Genomic DNA, 13,187 nt, shown 5'->3' on the forward strand with positions numbered 1-13,187 from the left:
CCGCCAAATCGTGTGAGCACCGAAACGTCAGACCAGCATCATCCTACTCACGACCAGACCCGAAGATCCGATCCGCAGGGACGACGCCGTCCACGCTTCTCTTTCTCAGATGAACTTGTCAAAGAGCCGATCCGGTCGAAGCCGGATCTCGACCTTACCGGAAACGAAAAGCAGCGCCGGGTTGCCCTGGCCCTTGCTCGCTCGTCTCTGGGGAGGTTCGGCGGGGCGGCCAGTTTGTCGGCGCCCCGTCGGTGAGCGGCTGTCTAAGGGTAGCCGGCTCCCCTGTCAACACGGGGCCGGGGGATCGCCGAGGCGACGACGGCCGGGAACGGGATCGACGGCCCCGACGGACGTGCCCGACACCGTGCGGCGCCTCGGGGGCGTGGGCTAGTAGCCCTGTCCGCGATCGATCGCATGGGGGATCGGCTCGCCGCTCAGATGCGCGCGCACGCCCTGGATCACCTGCCGGGCGGCGCCGGCCGGCTGGGTGGCGCTCGCGACATGCGGGGTCACCATCACGCGCGGATGCGAGAGGAGCGGATGATCGGCCGGTGCCGGCTCCGCCGCGAGGACGTCGAGGATCGCACCGCCGAGCCGGCCGCCGTCGAGCGCGGCGAGGAGGTCGGCCTCGACGACGTGGCCGCCGCGACCGGCATTCACCAAGCTGGCGCCGTCCGGCAGACGGTCGAACAGACGGTGATCGAGGAGACCTTGCGTCGCCGACGTGAGCGGCAAAAGGCAGACCAGGATGTCGGTGCCGGCGAGGAAATCGCCCAGGGCGGCGTCTCCCGCGAAAGTCTCGATCCCGGCGAGGTCCTTCGGCGTCGCGCTCCAGCCGCGGACCGGGAAGCCGAAACCCGCCACCGCCCGCGCCGCGGCCTGGCCGAGGACGCCGAGCCCCATGATGCCGACCCGGCGCATCGCCGCCGGCCGCACGGCCCGGGGCGTCCAGCGCCCGGCGGCCTGCTCGGTGCGGTAGAACGGCAGGTCACGGTGCAGCGCCAGCACCGCCATCGTCACGTACTCGACCATCGAGGCGGTGAGATCCGGGTCGACCATCCGCACCACCATCACGGCGGGCGGCAAGGCCGCGACGGGGAGGTGGTCGATGCCGGCGCCGATGCAGAAGAGGGCCTCGAGCCGCGGCATCGCCCGCGGCAGGTCCTCGGGCGGCGTCCAGGCGACCAGGAAGCGGGCCTGCGCGGCCTCGCCCTCGGGTGCCCAATCGACGAGGCGCAGGTCCGGGGCCTCGCGGGAAAAGATATCGTGCCAGACGGCGCCCCGGACCGGATCCGACTTGTAGGCGATGAGGGTGGTCATGGCGGACCTCGCTGCGTGGGGTGTGGCGGCCGGGAAAGGCGGTCCCTCCCGCCACGATACCGGCATCGGGTCGCAGGGGACGCCGAACGGGACGGGTTCGCAGGGGGAATCGTCGCGCCGGCCGGCTGCGTGGCGGCACAGGCTGCCGCGCGAGACCCCCGCCCTTGTCCTGGGCGCCCGGTCACCCGGGAAGGCCTGTCCGCCGTCGTAACCGTCCCCCGGCAGGACCTGCCGTGCGGCGGCGGCGAAAGCGCAGGATCGCGGCTTCCGGGACTGCCACAACGGCGTCGCGCCCCCATCGGGGCGCCGTAGGGTTCCATCACGGCTGAACCCCCGCAGGGAGATCCCCGATGGCCCGCCTGGCGCCCAAGTACATCACCTTCGACTGCTACGGCACACTGATCTATTTCGAGATGGCGCCCGTCGCCCGCCGTCTCTACGCCGACCGGGTGCCGGCGGAGCGGATGGACGCCTTCGTGGAGGATTTCTCCGCCTACCGCCTCGACGAGGTGCTGGGCGCGTGGAAGCCCTACAAGGACGTGGTCGCCAACGCGCTGGTCCGCACCTGCAAGCGCAACGGCGTCGAGTACCGCGACAGCGACGCCGACGCGGTCTACGCCGCCGTGCCGACCTGGGGCCCGCATCCCGACACGGTCGAGGGGCTGGCGAAGGTCGCCAAGGAATTCCCCCTGGTGATCCTGTCGAACTCGATGAAGGACCTGATCCCGCACTCGGTCGCCAAGCTCGGCGCGCCGTTCCACGCCGCCTACACCGCCGAGGAGGCCCAGGCCTACAAGCCGCGGATGCAGGCCTTCGAGTACATGCTCGACCAGCTCGGCTGCGGCCCCGAGGACGTGCTGCACTGCTCCTCGAGCTTCCGCTACGACCTGATGACCGCGCACGACATGCGGATCACCAACAAGGTCTTCGTCAACCGCGGCCACGAGCCGGCGAACCCCTATTACGGCTACCACGAGATCAAGGACATTCGCGGCCTGCCAGGGCTGCTCGGCCTGTAACCGCGGTGACACCGGGCTCGCCCGGAGCCGGAACCTGAAACCCGGTGTCCCGGCTGCGCCTTGCCGCCGGGACGCTGCCGTCCGGGACCGGCGCGGCTTCGACCGCCCCGGCGCGCATCCGCACGACCCCGCGTGCTCGCGAGAGCGCCGCCCCGCGACCGCCGAGGTCCGTGCCGTCGCCCGGCCAGCCCCGACCTTCCACCCGGACCGCCCGGCGTCGCCCGGGTCGTCCCGCCCTGATCGTCGTCGTGCCGCTGGCCCCCGGATCGCGACCAGCCCGGCCGGTGCGACATCCGCTTCGGAGAGTGCCATGTTCACCAAGGACCGCCTGCGCGATCCCGCGCTCCTGCGCTTCCAGGCCTTCGTCGCCGGCGAGTGGTGCGACGCCGGATCCGGCGGCAGCCTGCCGGTCGCCGACCCGGCGACGGGAGAAACCCTCGGCACGGTGCCGGATTGCGGCGCCGACGAGACCCGCGCGGCGATCGCCGCCGCCGAGGCGGCCTTCCCGGCCTGGCGCCGCACCGCACCGGCGGAGCGGGCCGCGATCCTCGAGCGCTGGAACGCGCTGATCCTGGAGAACGCCGAGGACCTGGCGGCGATCATGACCGCCGAGCAGGGCAAGCCGCTGGCGGAGGCCCGCGGCGAGGTCGCCTACGGGGCGAGCTTTGTGAAGTGGTTCGCGGAAGAGGCCCGCCGCATCACCGGCGACGTCTTCACCGCGCCGGTCGGCGACCGCCGGGTGCTCGTGCTCAAGGAACCGGTCGGCGTCTGCGCGGCGATCACGCCGTGGAACTTCCCGATCGCGATGATCACCCGCAAGGTGGCCCCGGCCTTCGCCGCCGGCTGCCCGATCGTGGTCAAGCCCGCCGACCTGACCCCGTTCTCGGCGCTCGCGCTCGCGGTGCTGGCCGAGCGGGCCGGGGTGCCGAAGGGCGTGTTCAGCGTCGTCACCGGGCAGGCCGCGCCGATCGGCGCCGAGATGACCGGCAGCGAGACCGTCCGCAAGCTGTCCTTCACCGGATCGACCGGGGTCGGCCGGCTGCTGATGGCCCAGTCGGCCCCGACCATCAAGCGGCTCAGCCTCGAGCTCGGCGGCAACGCCCCGTTCATCGTGTTCGATGACGCCGACCTCGACCTCGCGATCGCCGGGGTGATGGCCTCGAAGTTCCGCAATGCCGGCCAGACCTGCGTCTGCGCCAACCGCATCCTGGTGCAGGACGGCATCCACGACCGCTTCGTCGCCCGCCTCGCCGAGGCCGCCGCCGGGCTTCGGATCGGCAACGGCTTCGAGGCGGGCGTCGCCATCGGTCCGCTGATCAACGACGCCGCCAGCGCCAAGGTCATGGCCCATCTCGACGACGCGCTTTCCCGGGGAGCGCGGCTGGTCGCCGGCGATCCCGACGCCGTGCGCGGCCGCTTCGTGCCGCCGCTGGTGCTGACCGGCGCCGATACGGGGATGCGGCTCGCCGTCGAGGAGACCTTCGGGCCGCTCGCCCCGCTGATGCGCTTCTCGCGCGAGGAGGACGCGATCGCGATCGCCAACGCGACGCCGTTCGGCCTCGCCTCCTACTTCTTCACCTCCGACATCCGCCGGGCCTGGCGGGTCGGCGAGGCGCTGGAATTCGGCATGGTCGGGCTCAACACCGGCACGGTCTCGATGGAGGCGGCGCCCTTCGGCGGCGTCAAGCAGTCGGGGCTCGGCCGCGAGGGCTCGGCCTACGGCATCGACGAGTACCTCGAGCTCAAGTCCCTCCACATGGGCGGCCTCTGACCGTCGCCCCTTTGCGGCGCCCCGGTCGCCGGTGCAGAACAGGGGCGCCCTTCCCGTTCGACCGGCCCGCATCACGGAGAGACCGCCCGATGACGAACTCGGCCACGATCGCCCTGACGACGATCCGCCCGCTGACCGAGGCCGACATCGAGGCGGTGCACGGCCTCTCGGTCGAGGTGGGCTGGCCGCACCGGGCGGACGATTGGCGCCTGGTGCTGGAGCTCGGCCACGGCGTCGTCGCCTGCGACGATGCCGGCCGGGTGATGGGCTCGGCGATGTGGTGGCCCTTCGGCGAGGAGCTGGCCACGATCGGCATGGTGATCGTCTCGCCGCGCATGCAGGCCCGGGGCACCGGCCGGCGGGTGATGCGGGAGATCTTCTCGGCGGCGGGCACGCGCGCCCTGCGCCTCGTCGCCACCGCCGCGGGCCAGCGCCTCTACGAGTCCGAGGGATTTCGCGCCACCCGCATGATCGCGCAGTACCAGGGCGTCGCCGACGCGGCCGCGGCGGTCGCCGACAGCCGGGTGCGCGAGGCGCAGGAGTCCGACTGGCCCGTGATCGCGGCCCTCGACGCCGAGGCCTATGGCGGCGACCGCAGCCGGATGCTGGCGGCGCTGCGCCGGGTCGGGCGGGCCTTCGTCCTGGAGGAGGGAGGCCGGATCGCCGGCTTCTCGATCTGCCGGCCCTTCGGCCGCGGCCACGTCGTCGGCCCGCTCGTCGCGGCCGATGCCGGGCAGGCGGTCGCGCTGGCGAGCCCGCACGTGCGCGCCCATGCGGGGAGCTTCCTGCGCCTCGACACCCCGGAGCGCGACGGTCCGCTCGTCGCCTTCGCGGAGGCATGCGGCCTAAGCAATGTCGACCGGGTCGTGCAGATGACCCGCGGGACGCCGCCCGCGACCGGGCCCGCCCGGGTGTTCGCCCTGACGAGCCAGGCTCTCGGGTAGGGCATTTTCCGACGAATCGAATACCGGTTCGTCGAAAGACGATGCGGGGAAGTCGAAGTTCGAGGGCAGATTTCGCCGAAGCGGCCAACGGTCCGGCGACGACCATGATGCAAAGGCGGGCAACAGGGCGGGTCTGCGCGGCATCGCCCCGTGCCGTCCCGCCGGAGACCTCGCCCGGCGCGTCGGACGGGATGCCCGACGCGGTCGGGCGCGATGCAGTCTTTCGCGGACGCCGCGTCGGCCTCAGCGCTCCTCGCCGAACAGGGTCGCGAGCGGCAGCTCGGTCTTCACGATCGGCGTGCGCAGGACGATGTAGCTGAAATACTTGGCGATGCCGACGTTGCGCTCGAGCAGCGCCTCGATCACGTCCTGGTAGTGCGACAGGCCTCGGGTGACGAACTTCACCAGGTAGTCGTAGCCGCCGCTGACCAAGTGCCCCTCCATCGCCTCGTCGACCTTGCGCAGGGCCTGCTCGAAGCGTTGGAAGTATTCCGGCGTGTGGCCGTTCAGCGTGATCTCCGTGAACACCGTCACGGTCTCGCCGAGCTTCGGCAGGGCGATGTGGGCGCCGTAGCCGGTGATGTACCCGGCCTGCTCCATCCGTTTCACCCGCAGCAGGCACGGACTCGCCGACAGGCCGACGGCCTCGGCCAGGGTCACGTTGGTCATGCGACCGTTCTTCTGCAGCTCGATCAGGATCTTCATGTCGATCCGGTCGAGCCTGGTCGTCTGCTGGTTCACGAAGGAGCTTCCCGGTTCCGGCCCCGCGGAGCGGTCGCGCCGGGGAGGACGGCGAGGCCGCAACGGCTCTCGCGAGAACGGTCGCGCGACGCCTCTGGCCGAGGGTACGCCACCATGTCAGACTCTCCGGGCCTTGTCATGATGCCGGCCGGCGACGGGCGGCGATTCCGGGGCCGCCGGGCGACGCAACGTCGAGGAGGGGCGGCCGATGCGCGGCGAAAAACGGGGCCGCCCCCTATCCGGGCTCAAGCACCGCCTCCGGAGCTGAGCGAGAAACTCCGCGAGGATGAAGAAGCGTCTTCGTCCCGCTCCCGCCGGTGAACGATGCCGTGCGCGCGCGGCTCCGCCGAGGCGCACCGTGCGGAGCAGATCGCCTCTCTCGACCAGCGGCGCAATCGTCGCCGATACGTCGCTGCCACGGTACGGGGATCCGCGCGGCGTCCTGCGAAAAACCGCGTCAGCTCGCCTCCGCGACGTCGCACAGGCGCAACTCGACCCGGTCGGCGCCGCGCCAGCGGTCGCGCGACAGGGTGCCGGCGGCGTGGATGTCGCGGCCGATATGCGAGAGCAGCAGCCGGCCGACCGGCGATTCCGCCGCCCGGAACGCGATGGCGCCGACCGCGACGCCGTCCCGGCCGCGCAGCTGCGCCTTGACGTGGCCGGTGCCGACGACACGCGCGTCGGCGACGCGGTGGCGGGCCAGCGCGAAGACCGGCTCCGGCGCGCCCTGGCCGAAGGGGCCGGCCCGCTCCACGGCGTCCGCCAGGTCCGGCTGCACGCCGCCGGCCGAGACGAGGCCGTCGACGAGCAGCGCCTCGCCGAGGCGCGCCTCCGCCACCGAGGTCGCGAGGTCGCCCGACAGCGCCTCGCGGAACCGGTCGAGATCGAGGGCGGCGAGCGTCACGCCCGCCGCCATGGCGTGCCCGCCGCCCTTGGCGGCGAGCCCCGATTCGACGCAGGCCCGCACCGCCCGGCCGAGATCGGCGCCGGGGATCGAGCGGCCGGACCCGGTGGCGGTGCCGTCCTGGCGCAGGGCGAAGGCGAAGGCCGGGCGGCCGAAGCGCTCCTTGAGGCGCGCCGCGATCAGCCCGACGACGCCGGGATGCCAGTCCGGGCTGCCGGCGACGAGGACAGGCTGGTCGGGATCGCGATCGAGGCGCATCCCCATCTCGGCCTCGGCCTCGGCGACGGCCGCGGCCTCGATCGCCTGGCGCTCGCGGTTGAGCGCGTCGAGCTGCGCGGCGATGCCGGCGGCCTCGATCGGGTCCTCGCACAGGAGCAGGCGGGCGCCCAGCATCGAATCGCCGATGCGCCCGCCGGCATTGATGCGGGGCCCGAGCAGGAAGCCGAGATGCCAGGCCTGGGGCGATTCCGAGAGACCGGCGGCGTCGAGGAGGGCGGCGAGGCCCCGCCGGCCGCGACCGCGCATCACCGCGAGGCCCTGGCGCACGAAGGCGCGGTTGAGGCCGTGCAGGGGCACCACGTCGGCGACGGTGGCGAGCGCCACGAGGTCGAGCCCGGCCATCAGGTCGGGGATCGCGAGACCGTCGCGGCGCAGGCGCCGGTTGAGCGCCACCAGCGTCAGGAAGACCACGCCGGCGGCGCAGAGATGGCCCAGGCCGGAGAGGTCGTCGAGGCGGTTCGGGTTGACGAGGGCACGCACCGGCGGGAGCACCTCGGGGGCGCCGTGATGGTCGAGCACCACCACGTCCATGCCGAGGCGGCCGGCCTCGGCCAGGGGCTCGTGCCCGGCGGTGCCGCAATCGACGGTGACGAGGAGGGTGGCGCCCTCCTCGGCGAGCATCCGCACCGCCGCGACGTTGGGACCATATCCTTCCGTGATGCGGTCGGGGATGTGGAGCCGGTAGGGCACGCCGAGGTCGCGCAGGGCGCTCGCGAGCAGCGCGGCGCTCGCCGCCCCGTCGACGTCGTAGTCGCCGAAGATCGCGACCTTCTCGCGCTTGAGGATCGCGCTCGCGAGACGGTCGGCCGCCGCCTCCATGTCGACCAGCACCGCGGGGTCGGGAAGGAGGTCGCGCAGGCGCGGCTCGAGGAAGCCCGGCACGGCGTGGAGGTCGACCCCGCGGCCGGCCAGCACCCGGGCCAGGACCTCGGGCAGGCCGTGCCCTTGCGCGATGGCGACCGCCAGGCTCTGGGCCGGGGCGGAGGCGCAGCGCTCGTGCCAGGGCCGCCCGAGGGCGGAGCGGTGGACGTCGAGGAGGGGGCGGGGCAGGTCGAGGAGCGTGGACACCGGGGGAGTGTAGCGGGATTCGCCCGCGGGTGCTGCCGCAGCCGGGAGACACCTGTGGGCGGGCGAAGGCCCGCCCGCCGGACCTGCCCGGTCCCGCCGCGCTACTCCGCCGCCGCCTGGTGGACCACCGGCACCGCCGGCGCGCCCTCCCAGCGGGAATTGGCCGGGATGCTCTCGCCCTTCATCACGATGGTGAGCGGGCGCAGCTGGGCGTAGTCGCCGACCTTGGTGTCGTACAGCACGGTGGCGAAGGCGCCGACGCTGACGCCGCGGCCGACCTCGACCCGGCCGACCTTCATCACCCGGTCCTCGTAGAGGTGGGTCTGGAGCGCCGACATCCGGTTGACCGAGGCGAAATCGCCGATGGTGACGCAGTCGAACTCGGTGATGTCGGTGGCGAGCATGCACACGCCCTCGCCGGTGCGGGTGCCGAACAGCCGCAGCACCCAGGGCAGGAAGGGGGTGCCCATCAGGTGCTCGAGCAGCACCTTGCCGGCCAGGCCCCAGTACATCACCGCCACGGCTTCCGTGCGCATCGCCCACCACGACCACATCGGGTGCATGCCGGGCTCGTAGCGGCCCATCAGCAGCCACTTCACGGCGATGACCACGAGGGTCTGCAGCACCGCGATCACCACGCTGGTGGCGACGAAGCCGACGGCGAGGCCCGACCAGTCGCCGGCCAGGATCGCCGGGTAGAAGATGAAATCGATCGCCAGGATGGCGAAGGTGATGAACAGCATCGGCGAGAACGAGGACGTGAAGGCCTCGAAGATGCCGCGCCGCAGCCGCGGCCAGATCCCGGGCTCGAAGGTCTGGGCCTGGCCGAGATCGACCTTCTGGCGGACCGGCAGCTTGATCGGCGGCGAGCCGAACCAGGTCTCGCCGGGCGCCATGCGGTCGTTGGCCGGGGGCTTCGACTTGATGCCGATCAGCACGTCGTCCGGGATGATCGCGCCGGGCGGCACCACCGCGTCGTTGCCGACGAAGACCCGGGCGCCGGTGCGCACCGGATGCAGCTCCATCACGCCGCGGCGCACCTCCTCCTCGCCGTACACGACCTCGTCGGCGATGAAGTTGCGCGGCCCCACTTCCGCCAGGTCGTAGCGGCCGGCGAGGTTCGTCGAGATCTCGGCGCCCTGGCCCATGCCGGCGCCCATCAGCCGGTACCAGGCCCGCATGTAGACGGTGGCGAACAGCGACGAGAGGGTTTCCAGCGTCACCTCGGCGGCGAGCGCCACCGCCCATTTGCGCAGGTAGACGCCGCTGTGGATCGAGTAGCTGCCGGCCTTGAGCCGCGGCAGCACCAGCCAGCGGATGCCGGCGATGAGCCCGACCGTGCCGGCGGTCATCAGCATGGCGGTCGGCCAGGTCAGCAGCGGCAGGTACCAGTGGTAATCCACGTCGGTCATCGTCGCCAGCGAATCGCTGATCTGGTCGAAGATGTAGAAGGCCGGGAAGATCGGCAGCAGGCCGACGGCGGGGATCGCCGCCAGCAGCACGGCGTAGATCGCGAAGAACGCGGCCCGGCGCCGAGCCGAGACCTCCGGAGCCGGCTGGAGGTCCGCGACGTCGGCCATGCCGACCTTGCGGCCCGGCGAGCCGTCCCAGGCCTCGGCACGGCCGACCACGGTGCCCGACGGCACGGTGGTGAGGTCGGCGAGTTCCGCGTGGTCCTCGATCCGGGTGTCGTAGCCGACGACGCAGGAGGTGCCGATGGCGACGTCGTCGCCGATCGCGATCCGGCCGATGACGAGCTCGTTGCCGACGACCTCGGCGTTGGCCAGCGTCAGCCGGCCGCCCAGCGAGGCGCCGCGCCCGATGCTGACGAGGTCGGGCGCGCCGATCTCGATGTCGGAGATCAGGGCATCCTCGCCGACCTTGGCGCCGAGCAGCCGCAGGTAGATGCGGATCATCGGCGAGCCCTGGAGCCACTTGACGTGGACGAGCGGCGTCAGGCGCTGGGTCAGCCACCAGCGGAAATAGTAGGTGCCCCAGAGCGGGTAGCGCCCGGGCCTGGTCCGCCCCAGCACCAGCCACTTCACCGCGATGGCGATCAGCGCGGTGGCGGCATTGAGCCCGATATAGACCAGCAGCAGGACCGCCATCTCGGCGAAGAAGCCGAGCTCGCCGCCGGTGATGAGCAGGTACGTGACGAAGATGCCGAGCCACTGCGCGGTGGCGAGCGCGATGACGAAGGGCAGGACGATCGCCTGGGCGAGGCCGCACAGGAAGCGCCGGCTCAAGGGCGGCGGCTCGAACGACAGGTCGTGGATCGCGGCCGCCGCCCCGGCGCCGCCGGTGCGGGCGATCAGGGTCTCGGACATCGCCCGGAGCGTCCGGCCGTTATAGACGTCCTGGAGCGTGATGGCGGCGAGCGCCGGCACCGTGCGCACCGCCGAGACGAAGCGGGCGGCGAGCAGCGAGTGCCCGCCGAGATCGCCGAAGAAGTCGGCCTCGAACGGGATCGGCTGGTTGCCGAACACCGTCTGGGCGGCGGCGAGCAGGGCGGCCTCCGTCTCGTCGCGGGGCTCCTCCTGCTCGCCGGAGGTCTCCACCACGGCGAGCGGTGCGGCGCGCAACGCCTTGCGGTCGACCTTGCCGGAGGCGGCGAGCACGGGGAGGCTCTCCACCACCTCGAAATGCGCCGGGATCATGTAGGGCGGCATCGTCTCGGCGAGCGCCGCGCGCAGGCGCCCGCGGTCGAACTCGGCCCCCCGCGAGTTTTCCTTTTGGGAAGCGCTGCCGCGCTCGGGCACCACGAAGGCCACCAGCCGGTCGACGCCGTCGTCCTGGCGCAGGACCACCGCCGCGGAGGCGATGCCGGGCTGGACCCGGATGCGCGATTCGATTTCGCCGAGCTCGACGCGGAAGCCGCGGACCTTCACCTGGTCGTCGATGCGGCCGTGGAAGACGATGCGGCCGGCCGAATCGAGCGAGACCGCGTCGCCCGAGCGGTAGAGCACCGGGTCGGAGCCGTCGCCGCCGTAGGGATTGGCGACGAACTTCTCCGCCGTCAGCTCCGGCCGGGCGAGGTAGCCCTTGGCGACGCCGGGACCGCCGATCAGGAGTTCACCCTGCACGCCGGGCCCGACGAGGTTCAGGGCCTCGTCGGCGATGTAGGCGGTGTAGTTGGCGATCGGCCCGCCGATGGTGACGGGGTCGCCGGGCTTCATCTCGGCGGCGGTCGCCACCACGGTCGCCTCGGTCGGCCCGTAGGTGTTGAACAGCTTTCGCGACGGGGTCGCCCAGCGGGCGATCAGCGGCTCGGGCAACGCCTCGCCGCCGAGCAGGATCAGCCGCAGGGCGGGCACGTCCTTGGTCATCAGCCCGAGCAGGGTCGGCACCGTGTCGAGCACGGTGATGCCGGCCTCGTTGAGGATGTCGGGCAGCGCCTCGGCATCGCCCATCTGGGCCGGGCTCGCCACGAACAGGGTCGCGCCGGCCAGGTACGGAACCCAGATCTCCTCCATCGAGAGGTCGAAGGCGACGGATGCCCCCTGGAACACCACGTCGTCGCCGGTGACGCCGTAGAGGTCGTTGGCCGAGCGCAGGAAATGGCAGATGTTGCGGTGGCTGATGACGATGCCCTTCGGCACGCCGGTCGAGCCGGAGGTGTAGATCAGGTAGGCCGGGTGCTCGGGGGTGAGGCCGGCGGCCCGCAGGTCGGGCGCCGGGCCGGCGGTTCCCGCGGCGACCTCGTCCGGGGTGAGGGCCGGGCAGGCGCCGTCCGGCGCCTTGTCCTTCAGGGCCGCCGACACGAGGAGGGCCTTGGCGTCGCAATCGTTCAGGCAGACGGCGACCCGGTCGGACGGCGCCTCGGCGTCGAAGGGCAGCCAGGCGGCGCCTGCCTTGGTGATGCCGATCTGCGCCACCAGGAGGTCGGGCGAGCGCGCCATCCACAGGCCGACCACGTCGCCGGGGCCGATGCCGCGGGCCGCCAGCCCGCTCGCGATCGCGTCGGAGCGCTGGTCGACCTCGGCGTAGGACAGGCGGGTGCGGGAGGCGGCATCAGACCCGCTCGCCGCGTCGATCAGCGCCGGATGGTCGGGCCGCGCCCGCGCGCTCTCGCGAAAGATCTCGGCCAGCACCTCGTCGCGGATCAGGTCCGGCCGCACGGGGCCGCGCAGCACCGCCGCGCCCGTGGGCGGAACGGCCGTCTGGCGCGTCCCGTGACTGGGCGGACGGACGGTCCCGGCGGTGTGGTTCATCAAGCGACTCCGCTGGCCCGCCTCGGGCCATTGAGCTTCACCAGGGCGCCGGCGCGGCTCCGGGATGGAGGCCGGCGGACGGGTCTCGCCCGCGTCAGGTAGCGGACGGGCGGTGCACGGGGAGGTGGACGAGAACCGGGGCCGGTTCAAGGCACCGGCGCCGCTTCACGGCACGGCCGGCCCGAAAACCGCGGGTGGGGGGGGGGGGGGGGGGGGGGGCTGGCAGGCGTGCCATCACAGGCACCTAAAAGACCTCCCAAACCAACCCACCGATAAGCACTAATAGGACTTATCAGAACCTCACAAAAAAATTCTCCCACAGATTTGAGAGGGCTACATAGCCATCCCATCTACTACGTTACCCAACCTTCTACGTCTACCACCTCGAGGAGCTCCAGGACCTCCATCACTATCAGCAGAGGAACTATCTACACCACCAGTTGTATCGTGCATCCTAGCCATAACCATATATCTAAACGCATCAGCTGGGTTAGACCACTCGTTATGTAGAGGCTTATCTTTGAACGTACCTAGCATATCATCCCACTTCTTAGTATATCTACCCATAGCCTTCAAGATATATCCCGCAGTTACTGGGTCTATCGACATATGAGGTATAGCCTTACGAACCTGCTCTATATCGCTATTCACATCAGCAGTACGCTTAAGCACTCTCATCCGTCTCAGACCTAACTCTCGTAATCTAGCCTTTCTAGATATAGGACTACTTAAGTCAGTAACCTTAGCATCATGAGGTAGTACGTGTGTACCATAGGCATAACCTTTATCCTTCCTAATCTCTACTAGTTTGTTGTAGTAATGCTCCAAATCCTCACCAGTATTATGGTACTCATCTACAATCCTAAGCTCTCTACCTACTATCTGAAACATCACTATAACCATCATGTCATTACGACCTAAATCCCATGC

At 71.1% G+C, this 13,187-nt stretch carries 7 protein-coding genes and 1 pseudogene; 3 read left to right on the plus strand and 5 right to left on the minus strand.

Features of this window, described 5'->3' with window-relative positions:
• Positions 1-387: 387 nt before the first annotated feature.
• Complete coding sequence (locus V3T34_RS24285) at positions 388-1,320, minus strand: 2-hydroxyacid dehydrogenase (protein ID WP_305079698.1); 933 nt, start codon at positions 1,318-1,320, stop codon at positions 388-390.
• A gap of 350 nt (positions 1,321-1,670) precedes the next feature.
• Here V3T34_RS24285 and V3T34_RS24290 point away from each other — a divergent pair, with 350 nt between their 5' ends.
• The 3 genes from V3T34_RS24290 to V3T34_RS24300 all read left to right on the plus strand — a co-directional run bounded on the left by V3T34_RS24290 (position 1,671) and on the right by V3T34_RS24300 (position 5,054).
• The gene (locus V3T34_RS24290) at positions 1,671-2,339 is read left to right on the plus strand and encodes a haloacid dehalogenase type II (RefSeq protein ID WP_060847522.1); all 669 of its coding nucleotides are present in this window, start codon (positions 1,671-1,673) and stop codon (positions 2,337-2,339) included.
• A gap of 310 nt (positions 2,340-2,649) precedes the next feature.
• On the plus strand, positions 2,650-4,110 hold the full coding sequence (locus V3T34_RS24295) for an NAD-dependent succinate-semialdehyde dehydrogenase (RefSeq protein WP_305079697.1): 1,461 nt from the start codon (positions 2,650-2,652) through the stop codon (positions 4,108-4,110).
• An 89-nt stretch (positions 4,111-4,199) separates the two neighbouring features.
• Complete coding sequence (locus tag V3T34_RS24300) at positions 4,200-5,054, plus strand: GNAT family N-acetyltransferase (RefSeq protein WP_305079696.1); 855 nt, start codon at positions 4,200-4,202, stop codon at positions 5,052-5,054.
• Positions 5,055-5,297: 243 nt separating this feature from the next.
• On the opposite strand, the gene V3T34_RS24305 is transcribed toward V3T34_RS24300, so the two are convergent.
• The 4 genes and pseudogenes from V3T34_RS24305 to V3T34_RS24320 all read right to left on the minus strand — a co-directional run.
• Positions 5,298-5,795 carry an Lrp/AsnC family transcriptional regulator gene (locus tag V3T34_RS24305; RefSeq protein ID WP_280141909.1) on the minus strand — a complete coding sequence of 166 codons (498 nt, stop codon included), beginning with the start codon at positions 5,793-5,795 and terminating at the stop codon, positions 5,298-5,300.
• A 457-nt stretch (positions 5,796-6,252) separates the two neighbouring features.
• Positions 6,253-8,046 carry a single-stranded-DNA-specific exonuclease RecJ gene (gene recJ, locus V3T34_RS24310; RefSeq protein WP_060847525.1) on the minus strand — a complete coding sequence of 598 codons (1,794 nt, stop codon included), beginning with the start codon at positions 8,044-8,046 and terminating at the stop codon, positions 6,253-6,255.
• Positions 8,047-8,147: 101 nt separating this feature from the next.
• The gene (locus V3T34_RS24315) at positions 8,148-12,257 is read right to left on the minus strand and encodes a Pls/PosA family non-ribosomal peptide synthetase (protein ID WP_305079695.1); all 4,110 of its coding nucleotides are present in this window, start codon (positions 12,255-12,257) and stop codon (positions 8,148-8,150) included.
• 333 nt (positions 12,258-12,590) lie between these two features.
• A pseudogene (locus V3T34_RS24320) lies at positions 12,591-13,187 on the minus strand (hypothetical protein); the annotation flags it as partial.

Origin of the sequence: Methylobacterium ajmalii, assembly GCF_036448855.1 — a bacterium.
GTDB lineage: Bacteria > Pseudomonadota > Alphaproteobacteria > Rhizobiales > Beijerinckiaceae > Methylobacterium > Methylobacterium ajmalii.